Origin of the sequence: Martinezella dioscoreae, assembly GCF_009176305.1 — a bacterium.
Taxonomy (GTDB): domain Bacteria; phylum Pseudomonadota; class Alphaproteobacteria; order Rhizobiales; family Rhizobiaceae; genus Rhizobium; species Rhizobium dioscoreae.
This window is the reverse complement of the sequence record NZ_BLAJ01000002.1, coordinates 853,458-870,933: the sequence shown is the minus strand read 5'-3', so window position 1 is coordinate 870,933 and position 17,476 is coordinate 853,458. Positions and strand designations below refer to the sequence as shown.

Sequence of the window (17,476 nt, the reverse complement as noted above, 5' to 3'; positions counted from 1 at the left end):
ATGAGTCTGAAGACATTGACGGCCGCGACCTTCGTCGCTTCGCTGGCCTTCGCACCTCTCGCACATGCGGACATCACCATCGGCCTCATCGCGCCGCTGACCGGCCCCGTCGCTGCCTATGGCGAGCAGGTCAAGAATGGCGCACAGACCGCCATCGACGAAATCAACAAGAGCGGCGGCGTTCTCGGCCAGAAGCTCATCCTGAAGCTCGGCGACGATGCCGGCGACCCGAAGCAGGGCGTATCCGTCGCCAACGGCTTTGTCGGCGATAGCATCCGCTTCGTCGTCGGCCCGGTCACTTCGGGTGTTGCCATTCCGGTTTCGGACGCGCTGGCCGAAAACGGCATCCTGATGGTCACGCCGACCGCAACCGCTCCGGACCTGACCAATCGCGGTCTCACGAACATCTTCCGCACCTGCGGCCGAGATGACCAGCAGGCCGTCGTCGCCGGCGAATATGTCGTGAAGAACTTCAAGGACAAGAAGATCGCCATCCTCAACGATAAGGGCGCTTACGGCAAGGGCCTGGCGGACGCCTTCAAGGCTGCGATCAACAAGGGTGGCATCACTGAGGTCGTCAATGACTCGCTGACCCCTGGCGAGAAAGACTACAGCGCTCTGACGACAAAGCTGAAGCAGGCCGGCGTCGACGTGATCTACTTCGGCGGCTACCATCCGGAAGCAGGTCTGCTAGCCCGCCAGTTGCACGACATCTCCGTCAAGGCGCAGATCATCGGCGGCGACGGCCTTTCCAATACCGAATATTGGGCGATCGCCAACGATTCGGCTGCCGGCACGCTCTTCACCAACGCGTCCGACGCGCTGAAGAACCCGGATTCGCAAAGCGCCGTCGCCGCCCTCAAGGCGCGCAACATCCCGGCCGAAGCCTTCACGCTGAACGCCTATGCTGCCGTGCAGGTGTTGAAGGCCGGCATCGAGAAGGCCGGCAAGGCAGACGATGCCGAAGCAGTCGGTACCGCTCTGAAGAAAGGCGAACCGATCGACACCGCCATCGGCAAGGTCACCTACGGCGAAACCGGCGACCTGACCTCGCAGAGCTTCTCGCTCTACAAATGGGAAGGCGGCAAGATCGTTTCGGCCGAGTAAGCCGTCACCTCATCGCTTCGAAAAAGAGCCGGGCCACTTGCTGGTCCGGTTTTTTGTTATCGATCCTGGGTACTGCCACTCAGCAAACACTGCGGAAACGCTCGATGCAGGTGGAGAGGACCTCCTCACCCGGGCGCTTCCACCAATTATTCTGAGAGAAGATCTCGACCTCCTGCAGGCCGAAGAAGCCGGCCTTTTCGATCTCGGCGCGGATGCCTTTCAAGTCGATGACACCGTCGCCCATCATGCCGCGATCGAGCAGCAGGTCCGTGGTCGGCACGAGCCAGTCGCAGATGTGATGCGCCAGGATGCGGCCACCGGCGCCAGCGCGCGCGATCTGCTGATAAAGCTTCGGGTCCCACCAGACATGGTAGACATCGATCGCGACGCCAATGCCTTCGCCGAGAAGATCGCAGATGTCGAGCGCCTGCTCCAGCGTGTTCACGCAGGCGCGGTCGGCCGCATACATAGGATGCAACGGCTCAATCGCGATCGGAATACCGGCGCTGCGCGCATGTGGCAGGATCGCCGCGATACCGTCCGCTACCATCTCGCGGGCATACGTGATATCCCTCGATCCTTCCGGCAGGCCACCGACAACAAGGACGAGGCAATCGGCATTCAGCGCCGCCGCTTCGTCGATCGCCCGCTTGTTGTCTTCGATTGCAGCCGCCCTACCCTCGGCGCTTGCCGCGGGAAACATGCCGCCGCGGCAAAGGCCAGTCACTTTGAGCTTGTTGTCGGCGACAATGCGAGCAGCCTCCGAAAGCCCGATCTTATGCACCTGATCGCGCCAGGGCGCGATCGCGACGATATCCTGCTTCAGGCAGGCTTCGACCGCCTGGCGCATGTCATATTGCTGGCGCACCGTCGCCAAGTTGATGGACAAGCCCTCTACGGCCATCGTGATCCTCCCCCATTCTTATTCGCTAGTCGATGCCGATGGTGGCAAGGATTGCCTTCATGCGATAGACTGCGAGATCCGGATCACGCAGTACGCGCGCCGTGTCGGCCAGACGGAAAAGCTCCGAAAGATGCTGGATCGAGCGGGCGCTCTGCTGACCGCCGAGCATCTGGAAATGGTCCTGAAAGCCGTTGAGATAGGCAAGGAAAACGACGCCGGTCTTATAGAAGCGCGTCGGTGCCTTGAAGATATGGCGCGATAGCGGGACGGTCGGCACCAGGATCGCGTGGAAGGCGTCGAGGTCGTTCTGAGCGAGCTTTGCGAGAGCTGCGCTCGCTGCCGGCGCGATGGCATCGAAGATGCCGAGCAGGGCATGCGAATAGCCCTGCTCGTCACCGGCGATCAGTTCTGCGTAGTTGAAATCGTCGCCGGTATACATCTTGACCGACGAATCGAGCCGGCGGCGCATAATGATTTCCTTCTCTGCCGAAAGCAGCGAAATCTTCACGCCATCGACCTTGGCTGCGTTCTGATTGATGATCGCTGTTGCCGTCTTCATGGCCAGCATGTCGTCGGCCGAGCCCCAATAGCCCGCCAGGGCCGGATCGAACATCGAGCCGAGCCAATGAATGATGACGGGCTCTTTGACCTGACCGAGGATGCGGTCGTAGACCCTGACATAGTCGTCCGGGCTCTTGGCGACTGCCGCCAGAGCCCGGCTCGCCATGAGAATGACGCGGCCGCCCTGTCCTTCGACATAAGCGACCTGTTCCTCATAGGCGCGGATGACATCATCGATCGTGACATCGGGACCGGGCTGCAGATGATCAGTCCCGGCGCCATAGGCGATCACGGCATCCGGCCGGCCGCGGGCGGCCGACTGCGCATGCGCGATCAGCTCCTTTGCGCCGGTCCAGTCGAGTCCCATGCCGCGCTGTGCGGTATCCATCGCTTCCGCGACGCCGAGGCCGAGACCCCAGAGATATTCGCGGAAGGCGATCGTGCGCTCCCAGTCGATGTTGCGGTCAAGCCAGGGATCGTTGTCCGCAAGCGCATCGACCACAACATGCGCCGCCGCATAGGCCACGCGATTGAAGTGATGGCCGCCAGCCGGTTTTACAGGCGCGATCAACGGCTCATTGACGGGCGTGAAGGCGGCGATCGTGCCATCGGCACTTGGCAAGTGAAGACTTCTCTCCATGAGATCAGCCTCCTAGCGGGCCGACAGCGAGGGAACGTCGACCCAGCGGCGTTCCGCCCAACTCTTCTGTGCCAGCTCTGCCAGCTGCACACCCTTGGCGCCCTCGCGCAGCGTGAACTTCCAGGGCGCGTCCTCGGCCACATGGCACAGGAACTGCTCCCATTGCGCCTTGAAACCATTGTCGAAGGCTTGCGTGTCAGGCACCTCTTCCCAGGTATCGAAGAAATTGATTGGCTGCGGCTGATCGGGGTTCCAGACCGGTTTCGGCGTGTTGACGCGATGCTGTGTCCAGCAGCGCATCAGGCCGCAGACGGCGGATCCATGGGTGCCGTCGACCTGGAAGGTGACGAGATCGTCGCGGCGTACACGCACCGCCCAGGAGGAGTTGATATGGGCGATAACGCCGCCCTCGAGTTCGAAGGTAGCATAGGCGGCATCGTCGGCATCGGCGACATAGGTGTTACCGTTCTCATCGACGCGGCTTGGAATATGCGTGGCGCCGAGGCAGCTGACCGACTTGACTTCACCAAAGAGATTGTCGAGCACATAACGCCAATGCGGCAGCATATCGAGGATCATGCCGCCGCCATCTTTTTTGCGGTAGTTCCAGGAGGGGCGCTGTGCTTTCACGCCCCAATCGCCTTCGAAAACCCAATAGCCGAATTCGCCGCGCACGGAGAGGATCTTGCCGAAGAAGCCGCTATCGCGCAGCATGGCGATCTTGCGCAAGCCAGGCAAGAAGAGCTTGTCCTGGACGACACCGTTCTTGACGCCGCGACGTTCAGCGGAGGCGGCAACCGACAGCGCCTCCTCCAGCGTCTCCGAGATCGGCTTTTCGCAATAGACATGCTTGCCGGCGGCAATCGCCTTTTCGAGAAGCTCGACGCGCATCTGCGTCGAGCCGGCATCGAAGAAGATCGTATTGCTGGGATCGGCAAGAGCGGCCTCGAGATCGGTCGTCGTCTTGGAAAGACCATGCTTGCGCGCAATGGCCTCGATCTTTTCGGCATTGCGTCCGACAAGCAGCGGCTCCGGCATCAGCCTATCGCCGTTCGACAGAAGAACGCCGCCCTGTTCGCGGATCGCCAGGATGGAACGCACGAGATGCTGGTTATAGCCCATGCGGCCGGTAATGCCGTGCATGATGATGCCGATCGGCTTCGTTGCCATGAGTTTCTTCCTCCCGTAAATAACTATATAGTTACATAACTGACATGGCAAAGCCATGCTGTCAACGGCCATCGTCAATGGTCACAGCGGCAATCGTCTATCGTTGCTGAGTCTGTTGCGCGGGAGATTTCAGGGACGCAGATAGGCGAAAATCACGTCGACGATATGCTCCCCCCAGGCGTCGATTTCGCTCTTGTCCGAGAGATTGCGACGGAAGATCGTCGAGAGCGTCCAGCGGTTCGTGAGGAAGAACGAGCCGAGGGCCGCGATGCTCATATAGATCTTCACCGGATCGCAGCCGCTGCGGAATACGCCCGCGGCCGCGCCGCGGTCCAGCAAGCCGGAGATCTCCGACACCAGCGGCGAGTGCAGCTCGAAAATGCGCGCCGAACGCTTCAGGAAGCGGGCCTTATGCATGTTTTCCGTGCTGAGGATTCCTAGGAATTCCGGGTGATCCAGAAAATATTGCCAGGTGAAGACGACGAGCTCCCGCAAGCCGTCTGCAGGGGAGCGATGCGAGAGATCGAGCCGTGCTTCCGCCGAACGGATGGCGATATAGCTGCCTTCCAGAACGGCGACGTAGAGCGCATCCTTGCCGCCGAAATAGTGATAGAGCATCCGCTTATTGATTTTCGCCCGTTCGGCGATGGCATCGACGCGAGCACCGCCATAGCCGCGCTCGGCAAATTCCTTGGTCGCGGCCGCCAAAATCGCCTTGCTGGTGCGTTCCGCATCCCTGAGACGGGGCCGTTCCGAAGCTGCGCGCGAGGGGGTTTTCTCTGCATTCGCAAGGCCTGCATTCCTTGCGCTGCGCTTCACGGTCTTGGCTTCTGACATCATGGCTCCCGGCGGCATTTCGTAAGGCTTATGCGGCCCACCCTCACGCCGATAAGTAACCGATCATCGCATAAGTTGACAGCCCCCGGTGAATCAGAAGCAATAGTAACCATATGGTTATATCGATTTAAACGTGGATATGGCAAAGGATACGAGAGGAAACGTTGGATTTCCGGCGCTGCCGTAACCCCGCTCAACGACAGTGAGATTGGACCGGGACGGCGGTGATCTTGCGTTCGGCCCCCATCCGGCCCTAGAGAACAGTAGGCAGGCGGCACCGGGTGAGTATGACAAAAAAGCAAATCGCAATCATTGGCGGCGGCCCTGCCGGGTTGATGGCGGCAGAGACCTTATCGCGGCTTGGCCATCGCGTCGTGATCTACGACACCATGCCGACGGTCGCGCGCAAGTTTCTGCTGGCCGGAAAATCCGGTCTCAACATCACGCATTCGGAAGATTACGGTGTCTTTGCCAACCGCTTCGGCGCCGCCTCGTCCCGATTGCGCGCAGCGCTTGACGATTTCCAACCGGATGACATCAGAGCCTGGGCGAAAGGCCTGGGAACGGAAACCTTCATCGGCTCGTCCGGCCGCGTCTTCCCGAAAGTCATGAAGGCCTCGCCGCTGCTGCGTGCCTGGCTGGCCAGGCTGCAGGCGGGTAATGTCAGCATCATGACGCGGCATCGCTGGTGCGGCTTCGAGGACGACAGTCTAGTCTTCGAAACACCGAATGGGCGCGAGCTCGTGCGTCATGACGTCGTTTTGCTGGCACTCGGCGGGGCAAGCTATGCCCGGCTCGGATCGGATGCGGCATGGGTCAGCTGGCTTCGCAACAAGGGGATCGATATCGCCGCCTTCCAGCCAGCCAATTGCGGTTTCGACGTCACCTGGAGTGCGACCTTCAGCGAGCGCTTTGCCGGCGAACCCCTCAAAGCCGTTACGGCAACATCGGAAGCCGGGACTTTTCCCGGCGAATTCGTCATCTCGAAAACGGGAATCGAGGGCAGCCTGGTTTACGCGCATGCCGCTTCGCTGCGCGACCGGTTGGCAAAAATGGGCGAGGCTTCGCTCATTGTCGATCTGGCACCGGGACGCGATGAGGTGCGCTTGGCGCGCGATCTGACGCGGCAGGACCCAAAGGCCAGCTTCTCCAATCGCCTGCGCAAGGGTGCCGGCATCGAGGGCGTCAAGGCAGGCCTTTTGCGCGAGCTTGCCGAACCCGCCGTTCTCTCGCATCCGGAAAATCTTGCCCGCCTGATCAAAGCCCTGCCGATTCCGTTGCTGCGGCCAAGGCCCATTGCCGAAGCCATCTCGTCTGCCGGCGGCATTCGCTGGGATGAGCTCGACGAGAGATACATGCTGAAGAAACTTCCCGGCCTGTTCGCGGCCGGAGAAATGATCGATTGGGAAGCGCCGACCGGCGGCTATCTTCTGACGGCCTGCTTTGCGACTGGTCATGCGGCAGCAAAAGGCATGGATGCCTGGCTCAGAACCACTGACCAGGCTTAAAGACTGGCCTTTCAACCGATCCGACCATTCTCCATCAGCCAGGCAACCGCCTCCTGAACGGCCTGCAGCGACGTATAGCGCGGCCGGTATCCAAGCAGCCTCTCGGCCTTCGCAATCGAGCAATTCGGGCTTCTGGCAATGTGCTCCCAGGTCGCCTGCGCATCTTCCGCCGGCTGGCCTTCCGCCCATGCCCCATAGGGCAGGAATTCCAGCTTCGGCTCATGTCCGAACCAGCGCGACATCGCTTCGGCATAGCCTCTGAGCGTCAGCGCGCCGGCTGAAACCGCATGAAAAGCCTCTCCTGTCGAGGCCCGCCAATTGGCGATGGCGCCCATGAACATCTGCGCGACGTCATCGGCATGAACGTGATGTACTGTCTCCAGGCCGAAATTCGGCAAGAGGAGGGTTTCACCACGCGCCAAGGTCGCGAAGGCGGATAGATTGAAATGCCCGGCAGGATTGAGAGGCTCCCAGCCCGGACCGACAATATGGCCGGGATGGATCAGGGTTGCTGGAAATCCCCTGCGCCGCGCCTCCTCAAGCAGATGCGCTTCGATCGCTGCCTTCTGAATGCCATAGTCGCCGAACGGCCGCTTCGGCGCTTCTTCCGGCGTCGGAACCACGGTCGAAAATCCATGCGTCCAGATCGTACCCGTATGCAGGAAATGGCCGACATGATCGGTGAGCGCCTCGGTCAGATGCCTTGCGCTATCGAGCGTGAAGCAGATCATGTCGATGACGATATCCGGCTTCAGGGCGCGAATGGCTGGACCGAAGCGGCCTTCTTTCTCCATCGCAGCACGATCCATCGCCTGCATCTCCACATCATTCCACGCTTTGTTCGGCGAATAGGGTTTGGCCTGGCCGCGGCTGATCGCCACGACCTCATGCCCTGCTTCCACGAGCCGCGGCACGAGATAGGTGCCGATATGGCCCGTTGCACCGATAATCACCGTGCGCGTCATGATGTCCTCCCAAGGTCAAGATCGAAATCGGCGGCTGCCGATATCAAAGAAATGATCTGCTCCGTGAGAATAGGAGAGCGAACGGCTTTGTCATCCCTCTCATGGCTGAAAAAGTCATTCATCGCTGTCTTCATTGCAGGAGAGGGTGACGGAGGCATCCCGAGCATCACTTTAGCGTAGACAATGGTGTAATGCGCTGCGATCGAGGTTACGGATAGCGCCCGCAGACAGCCCAGCGCGCCATTCAATGGCAGCGGCGTTTTCCAGACCGCATCGGGGACTAAACCGCCACTTTTTCCATCACCCATACACGAACATGCGAATTCCTGGGCGCTCGCTGAGGCATGAACGCAAGATCGGCCTTTGGCATCTTTGCAGCCTTGGCAACAAGGAACTGATTTATTCTGAATAGATACAATGGCTTGAATCATGATCTTGCAGCTGCGGCGCCTTATGGCATCGGTATTGCATGTCTGACTTTCCAGACCATGCCGCCAGGATTTACCAATGCCGAACAAGACATCATCGCCATCCGTGCGACCGCTGATTTCATGACTCCCTCCACCAGACAGACCGCTCAAACCAATTCGCCATCGTCCCGTGCCATGATTGCGACACCGCATTGGCAGGCCAGCGAAGCAGGCGCAAAAGTGCTCAGACGCGGCGGCAATGCGATTGAGGCATTGGTCGCGGCCGGAGCGGCTCTATCGGTAACCTACCCCCATTTCTGCGGGCTGGGCGGTGACGCTGTCTGGCTGGTGGCGGACGAAATAGGCAATGCACAGACTTTCCTCGGCATCGGGCAGGCGGCTGCGGCCATTCCGCGTGGAGACATACTTTTGCGGGGCGCAGCCTCTACCCTGACGACGGCCTGCCTCGTGGATAGTTGGGAGAAAGTGCTTGCCTATTCCGCCGACGAATGGGGCGGCACGGAGCGATTGCCGGCCCTTCTCGATGACGCCATCGCACTGGCGGACGCCGGCTTCGAAGTCAGCAGGTCGCAAGCCTTCTGGTACGAATTCCGGCGCGATGAACTGGAGGGCTGGCCGGGCTTTACCGGGCTCTTCCAGTCCGGCGGCATCCAGCACCAGCCTGCCTTGGCGCAGACGCTCAAAGCCATAGCGCGTCACGGCACCCGCGAATTCTATGAGGGGGCTCTCGCCCGTCGAATTGTAAACGGGCTTGCCGAGGCCGGCTCTCCTCTTTCGGCCGCAGATCTTGCTGCCACGCGGACTGATGTCGCGGCTCCTCTCCAGCAGGCGTATCGCGACACGATACTTCTTGCTCCACCCCCTCCGACGCAAGGAATAACCACCCTCGCCATCATGGGTGTGCTCGACCATCTGCCGATGGCGAATTTCCGACCTGACGGTCCAGCCTATTATCATGCGCTGGTCGAAGCCGTGAAACAGGCGTTCCTCGATCGGCATGCGATCGCCGATCCTCGTTTCGCCGAGGACGCCTCGAAATACCTCCTCGATCCAATGCGCCTTGCCGCCAAGGCTGCGGCGATCGATCCGGCACGAGCCCTGCCTTGGCCACAAGATTATCGACACGGCGATACAGCGCTGCTTGCCGCCGTGGATGCCAATGGAAGATGCGCCTCTCTGCTGCAAAGCCTCTATTTCGACTGGGGCAGCGGCGTAGTGGTCGGCGACACTGGCCTCCTCTGGCAAAACAGAGGGGCGGCCTTCAGCACCGATCCGGTAAATCCCAATTGCATCCAACCGGGAAAGCGTCCTTTCTATACGCTCAACCCGGGCCTTGCGCTGAAGGACGGGCGTCCGCATCTGGTCTACGGCACACAGGGCGCGGACGGTCAACCCCAGACCCTGTCGCTGCTGCTCAGCCTGCTGATCGACCACGGCCTTGATCCCGCTGCAGCACTCGCACGCCCGCGCTTCTTGCTCGGCCGCACATTTTCCGACAGTCGGGATAGCTTAAAGATCGAGGAAAATATTGGCGCCGAAACGGTTTCTGCCCTCGCAGCCATGGGGCATGAGATCTCCACCATCGACGCCTTCAGTCCACTTGGGGGCCAAGCCGGTATCATCCGCATCGGCGAAGACGGGGCGATTGACGGCGCGCATGATCCGCGGAGCGACGGAGGCGCGATCCTGCTGTGAGCGCCAACGGCCAACCGTTCGATCTCATCATTCGAAATGTCCGTGTTGTAGAAGATGGCGATTTCGTCGACATCGGCGTGCGGGATGACCGGATTGCAGCCATCGAACCCCGCATTCGATGTGACGCAGTATCGAACGTAGACGGCGGGGGAAGCTTCGCCTTTGGCGGATTTGTCGATACCCACATTCATCTCGACAAGGCCTGCATTCTCGATCGTTGCGCAATGTGCGAGGGGACACTGACTGAGGCCGTGCGGGAAGTCGCCAAAGCGAAGGCAGGCTTCGAAGAAGCCGATGTTTATTCGCGCGCTGCGCGCGTCGTGGAGAAAGCGATATCCCATGGCACGACGCGGATGCGCACCTTCGTCGAAATCGATCCGCGCGCGGGCTTCCGCTCCTTTGAAGCGATCAAGCGTCTCCGTCGGGATTATGCCTTCGCGATCGACATCGAAATCTGTGCCTTTGCCCAGGACGGGCTTACGAACGAACCCCAAACATACGATATGCTCGACGCAGCACTTGCCGATGGTGCAGATCTGGTCGGCGGCTGCCCCTATACAGATCCCTCCCCCGGCCGGCACGTGGACATGATTTTTGCCCTTGCCGTAAAGCACAATGTCGCGGTCGACTTTCATCTCGATTTCAGTCTCGATCCGGATCGAACCGATCTGCCTGACGTGATTGACGCGACGCTCCGTCATGGCTGGCAGGGCCGCGTATCGATCGGCCACGTCACCAATCTGTCGGCCATGCCACAGGCGCAGATTCTTGCCATTGCCAACGACCTGGTAAAAGCAGGGATCGCTTTATCGGTGCTTCCGGCGACCGATTTGTTCCTCATGGGCCGAGGTCAAGACCGGCTGATTCCACGTGGCGTAGCGCCGGCCCATCTGCTCGCAAAAAGAGGGGTCGTCACCTCCATCGCGACCAACAATATTCTCAATCCCTTCACGCCCTATGGCGACGCTTCGCTCATTCGCATGGCCAATCTTTACGCCAATGTCGCCCAGCTTTCGCGTGACGAAGATATGAGCCTGGCTTTCGACATGGTGAGCGGAATGGCAGCGGGCCAACGCGACGGCAGCACGCGTCTGCAGGCCGGCGACGAAGCGACGATCGTGCTCCTCGACAGTGCCGGCCCCGGTGCGGCCGTGCGCGAGATTGCCCGAGTGATTGCCGGCTGGAAAAAGGGGCGCAAGAGCTTCGACAACGGCCGCCCTATGCTCCACAAACCGATCTAGGACAGCGCGCTATTCCGCTATGGAATCCGATTGGTCCACGCGGAAGAAGCGAGCCTGGCATCGGGATTAGCTACACTGTTAAGGCCCAACGATCAGTCATGCCGCTCCAGGAAACTTGAAACCGTCTTCAGGCAAAGATCCTTCTCTTCGACATGCGGCATATGGCTCGAATTTTCAAAGAGCACCCACTCGCAACCCCTCACGCCATCGACATAGGGCTTGACCACCAGCGGCGTCGCCTCGTCATACTTGCCCGAAATCAGCAAGGTCGGTGCTTCGATAAGGGCAAGCCTGTCTTCGATCGTCCAATCCTTCATGGTGCCGATGACGTGAAACTCGGTCGGGCCGTTCATATTGCGGTAGACGGTATTGTCCTCGTCCATGGTGGCGAAGGTGCGAGCAACCTCCTCCGGCCAAGGCACGACACGGCAGACATGGCGATCGTAAAAGACGCGGGAAGCGGCGATATATTCCGGATCGGTGATCGTGCCAGCCCGTTCGTGCTTCAGCAGCGTGTCCTGCACCTCCTGCGGCAGCTCCTCGCGAAGGCGGTTCGCTTCCGCCACCCAGGTATGCATGTTGGCCGGCGAATTGGCGATCACGAGCGCCTTGAGACCCTTTGGTCGACGCACCGCATGTTCGGCACCCAGCATGCCGCCCCAGGATTGCCCGAGAAAGGCGTAGCGCTCCTGAATGCCGAGATGCCTTAATAACGCATCCAGCTCATCGAGGAAAAGCGCCGGCGTCCAGAAGTCGGGGCCTTTCTCCGGCAGGCGCGTGGACTTGCCATTGCCGAGTTGATCATAGTGGATGACGGCGCGGCCATCGATTTCGGCAATGCCCTTGAAGCTGTCGACGTAGTCATGAGTGCAGCCCGGCCCGCCATGGGCGACGACGAGCGGCAGCCTGCCGGAATCGAGCGAGCCGGTGATGCGGTACCATGTCCGGTATTCACGGAAGGGCAGAAAGGCTTCCTGCGTCGGGATTGCGGCCACGTATCTCTCCATCTCCAGGCTTCGATGGACCAGACCATAACGCGGCCGAAACGGGTACGGCAGCTATCACAAGTTATAGGATGGCTGTGCGTCCAGCAGGCGATAATGCGTGGCCCGGACGACTGCCTGCGTGCGGTTCTTGGCGCCTAGCTTCTTTGCCGCGGCATTCAAGTGCATGACGACGGTCGGCACCGCGCGATCGATGATGCGCGAGATCTCCTTGGCGGAATAGCCCTCGGCGGAATAGCGCAGGCATTCCCTCTCACGCTCCGTCAGCCGGATTTTGCCGACACTCAGCGCTGCGGTATCGAAGAGCGAATAGGCCGTCTCGTGGAAGACATGCGCAAGCAGGTTGAAATCGGCGATATAGCGCAGGGCGTCGCGTTCGAACTCCTTGTTGGCACCAAATCGAATTCCGGTGACCGTCGCATAATCGCCGCGCGGCATGTGCACCGGCACAGTGACACCCGTCGACATGTCGCGCTCGCTCAGGTATCGCGCGACGGGAACCGTGTCCTCGCTCATGAAGCGCTTGATCAGCGTATCGGCATCGGGATCGTAATTCCAGAAGAACGGCGCCGAAGTCCGTAGCGCCACTTGCTGTACGGGATCGATGCGGAAATAACCGCGATCGAACCAATATTCATACATGTCGTCGGAGATGTTCCTGAGCTTCAGAAGCGAAGGGATCATGATCTTGCCGTCTAGGTCGTAGGGCACCGGCGAATAATCGTAGATCAAAGCCTCGAAACCGATCGCCTTCATGCTCTCGAAGATATGATCGATACGCCCGTCCAGCGTCTGATGCGCCGTGAACTGGCGCCTGATGGTTCCGATTTGATCGAACATGCAGCGGTTCCCGTCTGAGCCTGCGACCTCCCAACCTATCACTTCTTATAGCTGGTGCCGAGCGCGGTTTAAGGTAAAAATTTAGCCATGCTCAAATATTGAGCAAGCAGAGTCTTTCGCCGGAGTTATCAATGTGGCGTGAAATTGAGCCGGAGGCGCGTCATGTCGTCGAGGTCGATGGCTACAAGGTGGTCGCCTACAGCTTTGGCAGCGGGCCGGAGACGGTCTTCTGCCTGAATGGCGGCCCAGGCTTGCCCTGCGACTATCTGCGCGAGGCGCATTCCTGCCTGATCGACAAGGGGTACAGGGTCGTCGCTTTCGATCAGCTCGGCACCGGCGCCTCCGACCGTCCCACAGACAAGGGTCTATGGACCATCGGCCGCTATGTCGAGGAGACTGAAACCGTCCGCAAGGCGCTCGGCCTCGGCAAGGTCCACATGCTCGGTCACTCCTGGGGCGGCTGGCTGGCGATTGACTATGCCCTGACCTATCCCGAGAACCTCAAGACGCTGATCCTCGAAGATACCGTCGCCGATATGCCGCACCTGATTTCCGAGCTGGAGCGGCTGCGCGCGGCACTCGGTCCGGAAACGGTCGCCATGATGCAGAAGCACGAGGCGCAGGGCACCTATAATCACCCCGAATATCTCGCCGCCGTCACCATCCTCAATTATCGCCATGTCTGCCGTCTGCCGGAATGGCCGGCACCCGTCCGCCGCTCGCTCGACGATTGGAACATGGGTCCCTACGAGACGATGCAGGGGCCGAATGAATTTCTCTATATCGGCAATCTCAAGGACTGGAACCGCATTCCGGACCTTCCGCAGCTTGCCATGCCGGTGCTGATCACGGCGGGCGAACATGACGAATTGACGCCGGCCTGTGCGCTCAGGATGAAGCGTGCCTTGAAGGATGCCGAACTCAAGGTCTTCGCCAATGCCAGCCACATGCCTTTCTATGAGAACCCGTGGGATTACTATCCGGCGCTCCTCGACTTCCTGTCGCGGCATAGGGCAAGCTGATGCAAGCTAAGGTGATCCAATCCCACCGACGACAAGGGGGCGATCGCCGCCATGCATCGCTATAGATTCGTACTGACGCGACCGCTGCAGTTCCTGCCTGTCCTCTTCGGCATCAGCGTCATCACATTCGTTCTGGTCCGCCTCATTCCCGGCGATCCCGCGCGCAATATCCTCGGCACACGCGCCACCCCGACAGCGCTTGCCAGCATTCGCGCGCAATACGGCCTCGATCAGCCGATGTGGCTGCAATATTTCTATTTCATCAGAAATCTCGGCAATGGCGAGATGGGCAAATCGATCCTCTACAAGATCGACGTGCTGCCGCTGATTTCGACGCGGATCGAACCGACCGTCTCGCTGGTCGTCTCGAGCGTCATCCTGTCGATCCTGATTGCCGTGCCTATGTCGGCGATTGCCGCACGCAATGTCGGGCGCGCACCGGATCACATCGTGCGCGTGGTCTCGACCTTCGGCATCGGTTTCCCGCCCTTCTGGCTGGGGCTGATGCTGATCATCCTGTTCAGCGTTCAACTCGGGATGCTGCCGGTCTCGGGCTACGGCTCGACGATCGGCGAGAAGATCGCCCATCTCATCCTGCCGGCCCTGACGGTCGCGCTGTCGCTTTCGACCGTGCTGACGCGCAGCTTGCGGGCGGCGATGATCGAATCTCTTAAATCGGATGTGGCGACTGCGGCCCGCGCTCGCGGCATGCCGGAGGGCATCGTCTTCTGGCGGCATGTCGTGCCGAACTCGCTGGTGCCGACTATCAACCTGCTCGCCGTCAACATCGGCTGGCTGATCGGCGGCACGGTCGTCGTCGAAAGCGTCTTTGCCCTGCCCGGCATGGGGCAACTGCTGGTGCGCGCCATCTTCTCGCGCGACTACATGGTCGTTCAGGGTGTTGCGATGGTGTTTGCCTGCGCCACGGTGCTGGTCAATTTCCTCGCCGATATCGTCACGGTCGCCGTCGATCCTCGGGTGAAGCTATGAGCATCGACACAACAGCAACGGCTTCCCTCGGCTGGAACAGGTTTTTGGGGAAGCACCTGACGCTGACGCTCGGTGGCGGCATCCTTCTGTTTTTCCTTCTTCTGGCGATTTCGGCACCACTCGTCGCGCCCTATGATCCGATCTTCCAGAATGCCGACATGCGCCTGCAAGCGCCGTCGTTCCTGCATCCGTTCGGCACGGACAATTTCGGACGAGACATTCTTTCCCGCGTCATCTGGGGTACGCGCATCGACCTGCAGATCGCCGTCATCGGCGTACTCTTCCCCATTCTGATCGGCACTACGATCGGCACCATCGCCGGCTTCTTCGGTGGCATAGTCGATGCGCTCTTCATGCGCATCGTCGATATCATTCTCGCCTTCCCCTTCCTGGTGCTGATGCTGTCGATCATCGCCATTCTCGGACCGGGATTGAGCAGCTTCTATATCGCCATGGCCCTTGTCGGCTGGGTCTCCTATGCTCGCCTCATCCGTGCGCAGATGCTGGTGCTGAAGAGCAGCGACTATGCCGTTGCCGCCGTCAGTCTCGGCTTCAGCCGTCCTCGGATCATGTTCCGCCATCTGCTGCCGAACGCCATTGCCGGCTCCATCGTCTTTTCCATGTCGGACGCCGTGCTCGTGCTCCTGAGCGGCGCGGCCGTCAGCTATCTCGGCCTCGGCGTTCAGCCACCGCTTGCCGAATGGGGCGTCATGGTGGCGGAAGGCCAGAGCTTCATCACCACGGCCTGGTGGATCACGCTGTTTCCCGGCCTTTCCATCGTCTGCCTCGCCTTCGGCTTCAGCATGCTGGGCGATGCACTCGGCGAACTGCTCGGGGTGCATGAATGAGCGCGCCCGTCCTCTCCGTCCGCGATCTGGTGGTGAAGGCCAGCCTTGATGGCGGCACCCGCACGCTGATCGACGGCATTTCGCTTGATCTCGGCAAGGGCGAGATTCTCGGCCTCGTCGGCGAAAGCGGCTCCGGCAAGAGCCTCCTGTGCCGTTCGCTGGTGCGTCTGCTGCCCTCGTCGCTTCTGAAAATCGAAAGCGGCTCCATTCGCCTCGAAGGGCGGGAACTGACGGAAATCAGCGATGCCGAGATGCTTGAGGTGCGTGGCGGCGAGATCGGGATGATCTTCCAAAATCCGACGAGCCATCTCGATCCCGTCATGCGCATCGGCGACCAGATCGCCGAAGGCATCCGCTACCATCAAGGGCTCACAACGCGCAAGGCGCGCACAGCCGCGACCGAAATCCTTGAGCAGGTCGGCTTTCCCGATCCCAAAAGACAGTATGACAGCTATCCGCACGAGTTTTCCGGCGGGATGCGGCAGCGCGCCATGATCGGCGTCGCACTCTCCTGCAATCCAAAGATCCTGATTGCCGATGAGCCGACGACGGCGCTCGACGTCACCATTCAGGCGCAGATCCTGCGGCTTCTGATCGACATTCGCGACAAGCGCGGGCTTTCGATCATCCTCATCACCCATGATCTCGGCATCGTCGCCCAGACCTGCGACAGGATCGCCGTCATGCGCAACGGCCGGCTGCTCGAACAGGGTCCCAAAAGGACGATCCTCAGCCGGCCTGAAAACCCCTATACGATCGATCTGATCAACAGCCACCCTTCCCTGCCCGACGAAGCGGCAATGACGCAGCCGGAACCAACCCGGCCGAAAACGTCAGCCAAGCCGCTGCTTGAAATCGATGACCTGCGTGTAGACTTCAGGGTCGGCGGCGGCTTCTATAGGGGCAGCGGCGCAAAGACGGTCAGCGCCGTTTCCGGCGTCAGCCTGCAGATCATGCCGGGCGAAACCATCGGCATTGTGGGAGAATCCGGCAGCGGCAAGAGCACGCTTGCGCGCGCCGTTCTCGGCCTCACCCCGATTTCCTCCGGCCATGTCACTTTCGACGGCATCGATCTGACCCAGCAGAAAAGGCTCGGCCTCGCAAGGCTCCGGCGCGAAACCGCGATGGTCTTCCAGGACCCGTTCAACGCGCTCAACCTGCGCCTGACGATCGGCCAGACGCTTGCCGAAGTGCTGAAAGTCCACGGCAAGGTCGCAAAGGCCGACATCCCCGCGCGCATCGGCGAATTGCTCGATCTCGTCGGCCTGGAACGGGAATTCGCCGATCGCAAGCCGCGCAGCATGAGTGGCGGCCAATGCCAGCGCGCCGGCATTGCAAGGGCGCTTGCTGTCGACCCGAAGCTCATCATCGCCGACGAATGCGTGGCTGCCCTTGATGTCACTATCCAAGCGCAGATCATCGATCTCTTCCGCGAATTGACGCGCCGGATGAGCCTGACCTTGATCTTCATCGCGCACGACCTCGCGATCGTGCGCGATCTCTGTGAGCGGACGGTCGTGATGTATCGCGGCGAGATCGTCGAGGAAGGCCGCTCGCAGGAGATCTTCTCTCGCCCGAAACATGCCTATACCGCAGCGCTCATCGCAGCGATTCCCGATATCGATCCGGACAAGCCTTTGTACGGCGAACGCAATACGGCACCCGCCGGGCAGACCCAATCAGCCAAACGCATGCGATAACAACGAAGGGAAC

At 60.5% G+C, this 17,476-nt stretch carries 16 protein-coding genes; 8 read left to right on the top strand and 8 right to left on the bottom strand.

Features of this window, described 5'->3' with window-relative positions:
- Window positions 1-1,107, top strand: a complete 1,107-nt coding sequence (locus GDN47_RS10590) for a branched-chain amino acid ABC transporter substrate-binding protein (protein WP_113329751.1) — start codon at window positions 1-3, stop codon at window positions 1,105-1,107.
- Between the two features lie 79 nt (window positions 1,108-1,186).
- Here the strand turns inward: GDN47_RS10590 and GDN47_RS10585 are convergent, their stop codons facing one another.
- The 4 genes from GDN47_RS10585 to GDN47_RS10570 form a co-directional block, all read right to left on the bottom strand.
- The gene (locus GDN47_RS10585) at window positions 1,187-2,011 is read right to left on the bottom strand and encodes a sugar phosphate isomerase/epimerase family protein (protein WP_152093268.1); all 825 of its coding nucleotides are present in this window, start codon (window positions 2,009-2,011) and stop codon (window positions 1,187-1,189) included.
- A 25-nt stretch (window positions 2,012-2,036) separates the two neighbouring features.
- A complete protein-coding gene (locus GDN47_RS10580) occupies window positions 2,037-3,212 on the bottom strand; it encodes a dihydrodipicolinate synthase family protein (RefSeq protein WP_152093267.1) in 1,176 nt (391 codons plus the stop codon).
- 12 nt (window positions 3,213-3,224) lie between these two features.
- Window positions 3,225-4,382, bottom strand: a complete 1,158-nt coding sequence (locus tag GDN47_RS10575; protein WP_069614664.1) for a Gfo/Idh/MocA family protein — start codon at window positions 4,380-4,382, stop codon at window positions 3,225-3,227.
- A 129-nt stretch (window positions 4,383-4,511) separates the two neighbouring features.
- Complete coding sequence (locus GDN47_RS10570; RefSeq protein WP_113329828.1) at window positions 4,512-5,219, bottom strand: TetR/AcrR family transcriptional regulator; 708 nt, start codon at window positions 5,217-5,219, stop codon at window positions 4,512-4,514.
- Between the two features lie 287 nt (window positions 5,220-5,506).
- Between GDN47_RS10570 and GDN47_RS10565 the strand changes: the two genes are divergently transcribed.
- Window positions 5,507-6,727, top strand: coding sequence for a TIGR03862 family flavoprotein (locus GDN47_RS10565; protein WP_152093266.1), 1,221 nt, complete (start codon window positions 5,507-5,509; stop codon window positions 6,725-6,727).
- Between the two features lie 11 nt (window positions 6,728-6,738).
- On the opposite strand, the gene GDN47_RS10560 is transcribed toward GDN47_RS10565, so the two are convergent.
- Both GDN47_RS10560 and GDN47_RS10555 read right to left on the bottom strand, forming a co-directional pair.
- The gene (locus GDN47_RS10560; protein WP_152093265.1) at window positions 6,739-7,692 is read right to left on the bottom strand and encodes an NAD-dependent epimerase/dehydratase family protein; all 954 of its coding nucleotides are present in this window, start codon (window positions 7,690-7,692) and stop codon (window positions 6,739-6,741) included.
- The gene (locus tag GDN47_RS10555) at window positions 7,689-8,000 is read right to left on the bottom strand and encodes a hypothetical protein (protein ID WP_152093264.1); all 312 of its coding nucleotides are present in this window, start codon (window positions 7,998-8,000) and stop codon (window positions 7,689-7,691) included. The genes GDN47_RS10560 and GDN47_RS10555 overlap by 4 nt, the downstream gene beginning before the upstream one ends.
- Window positions 8,001-8,243: 243 nt before the next feature.
- On the opposite strand from GDN47_RS10555, the gene GDN47_RS10550 reads away from it, so the two are divergent.
- Both GDN47_RS10550 and GDN47_RS10545 read left to right on the top strand, forming a co-directional pair.
- Window positions 8,244-9,818 carry a gamma-glutamyltransferase family protein gene (locus GDN47_RS10550; RefSeq protein ID WP_152093441.1) on the top strand — a complete coding sequence of 525 codons (1,575 nt, stop codon included), beginning with the start codon at window positions 8,244-8,246 and terminating at the stop codon, window positions 9,816-9,818.
- Window positions 9,815-11,059 (top strand): amidohydrolase family protein, encoded by a 1,245-nt coding sequence (locus GDN47_RS10545; RefSeq protein WP_113389391.1) that lies wholly within the window; start codon window positions 9,815-9,817, stop codon window positions 11,057-11,059. The genes GDN47_RS10550 and GDN47_RS10545 overlap by 4 nt, the downstream gene beginning before the upstream one ends.
- Before the next feature lie 92 nt (window positions 11,060-11,151).
- On the opposite strand, the gene GDN47_RS10540 is transcribed toward GDN47_RS10545, so the two are convergent.
- The gene (locus GDN47_RS10540; protein WP_162748752.1) at window positions 11,152-12,066 is read right to left on the bottom strand and encodes a proline iminopeptidase-family hydrolase; all 915 of its coding nucleotides are present in this window, start codon (window positions 12,064-12,066) and stop codon (window positions 11,152-11,154) included.
- Window positions 12,067-12,120: 54 nt separating this feature from the next.
- Window positions 12,121-12,903: a LuxR family transcriptional regulator gene (locus GDN47_RS10535; protein ID WP_152093263.1), complete on the bottom strand. Its 783-nt coding sequence runs from the start codon at window positions 12,901-12,903 to the stop codon at window positions 12,121-12,123.
- Window positions 12,904-13,034: 131 nt separating this feature from the next.
- On the opposite strand from GDN47_RS10535, the gene GDN47_RS10530 reads away from it, so the two are divergent.
- The 4 genes from GDN47_RS10530 to GDN47_RS10515 are packed head-to-tail and all read left to right on the top strand — an operon-like array spanning window position 13,035 to window position 17,463.
- On the top strand, window positions 13,035-13,925 hold the full coding sequence (locus GDN47_RS10530) for a proline iminopeptidase-family hydrolase (RefSeq protein WP_152093262.1): 891 nt from the start codon (window positions 13,035-13,037) through the stop codon (window positions 13,923-13,925).
- A gap of 51 nt (window positions 13,926-13,976) precedes the next feature.
- Window positions 13,977-14,915, top strand: coding sequence for an ABC transporter permease (locus tag GDN47_RS10525; RefSeq protein ID WP_113329741.1), 939 nt, complete (start codon window positions 13,977-13,979; stop codon window positions 14,913-14,915).
- On the top strand, window positions 14,912-15,763 hold the full coding sequence (locus tag GDN47_RS10520; RefSeq protein WP_152093261.1) for an ABC transporter permease: 852 nt from the start codon (window positions 14,912-14,914) through the stop codon (window positions 15,761-15,763). The genes GDN47_RS10525 and GDN47_RS10520 overlap by 4 nt, the downstream gene beginning before the upstream one ends.
- The gene (locus GDN47_RS10515; RefSeq protein WP_152093260.1) at window positions 15,760-17,463 is read left to right on the top strand and encodes a dipeptide ABC transporter ATP-binding protein; all 1,704 of its coding nucleotides are present in this window, start codon (window positions 15,760-15,762) and stop codon (window positions 17,461-17,463) included. The genes GDN47_RS10520 and GDN47_RS10515 overlap by 4 nt, the downstream gene beginning before the upstream one ends.
- Window positions 17,464-17,476 lie beyond the last annotated feature (13 nt).

Bases quoted from the DNA above. Each gene is read 5' to 3' on its own strand.
- GDN47_RS10560 (WP_152093265.1), bottom strand. From the start codon at position 7,692: ATGACGCGCACGGTGATTATCGGTGCAACGGGCCATATCGGCACCTAT.
- GDN47_RS10520 (WP_152093261.1), top strand. From the start codon at position 14,912: ATGAGCATCGACACAACAGCAACGGCTTCCCTCGGCTGGAACAGGTTT.
- GDN47_RS10580 (WP_152093267.1), bottom strand. From the start codon at position 3,212: ATGGAGAGAAGTCTTCACTTGCCAAGTGCCGATGGCACGATCGCCGCC.
- GDN47_RS10555 (WP_152093264.1), bottom strand. From the start codon at position 8,000: ATGGGTGATGGAAAAAGTGGCGGTTTAGTCCCCGATGCGGTCTGGAAA.
- GDN47_RS10550 (WP_152093441.1), top strand. From the start codon at position 8,244: ATGACTCCCTCCACCAGACAGACCGCTCAAACCAATTCGCCATCGTCC.
- GDN47_RS10515 (WP_152093260.1), top strand. From the start codon at position 15,760: ATGAGCGCGCCCGTCCTCTCCGTCCGCGATCTGGTGGTGAAGGCCAGC.
- GDN47_RS10585 (WP_152093268.1), bottom strand. From the start codon at position 2,011: ATGGCCGTAGAGGGCTTGTCCATCAACTTGGCGACGGTGCGCCAGCAA.
- GDN47_RS10540 (WP_162748752.1), bottom strand. From the start codon at position 12,066: ATGGAGAGATACGTGGCCGCAATCCCGACGCAGGAAGCCTTTCTGCCC.
- GDN47_RS10535 (WP_152093263.1), bottom strand. From the start codon at position 12,903: ATGTTCGATCAAATCGGAACCATCAGGCGCCAGTTCACGGCGCATCAG.
- GDN47_RS10590 (WP_113329751.1), top strand. From the start codon at position 1: ATGAGTCTGAAGACATTGACGGCCGCGACCTTCGTCGCTTCGCTGGCC.
- GDN47_RS10525 (WP_113329741.1), top strand. From the start codon at position 13,977: ATGCATCGCTATAGATTCGTACTGACGCGACCGCTGCAGTTCCTGCCT.
- GDN47_RS10530 (WP_152093262.1), top strand. From the start codon at position 13,035: ATGTGGCGTGAAATTGAGCCGGAGGCGCGTCATGTCGTCGAGGTCGAT.
- GDN47_RS10565 (WP_152093266.1), top strand. From the start codon at position 5,507: ATGACAAAAAAGCAAATCGCAATCATTGGCGGCGGCCCTGCCGGGTTG.
- GDN47_RS10575 (WP_069614664.1), bottom strand. From the start codon at position 4,382: ATGGCAACGAAGCCGATCGGCATCATCATGCACGGCATTACCGGCCGC.
- GDN47_RS10570 (WP_113329828.1), bottom strand. From the start codon at position 5,219: ATGTCAGAAGCCAAGACCGTGAAGCGCAGCGCAAGGAATGCAGGCCTT.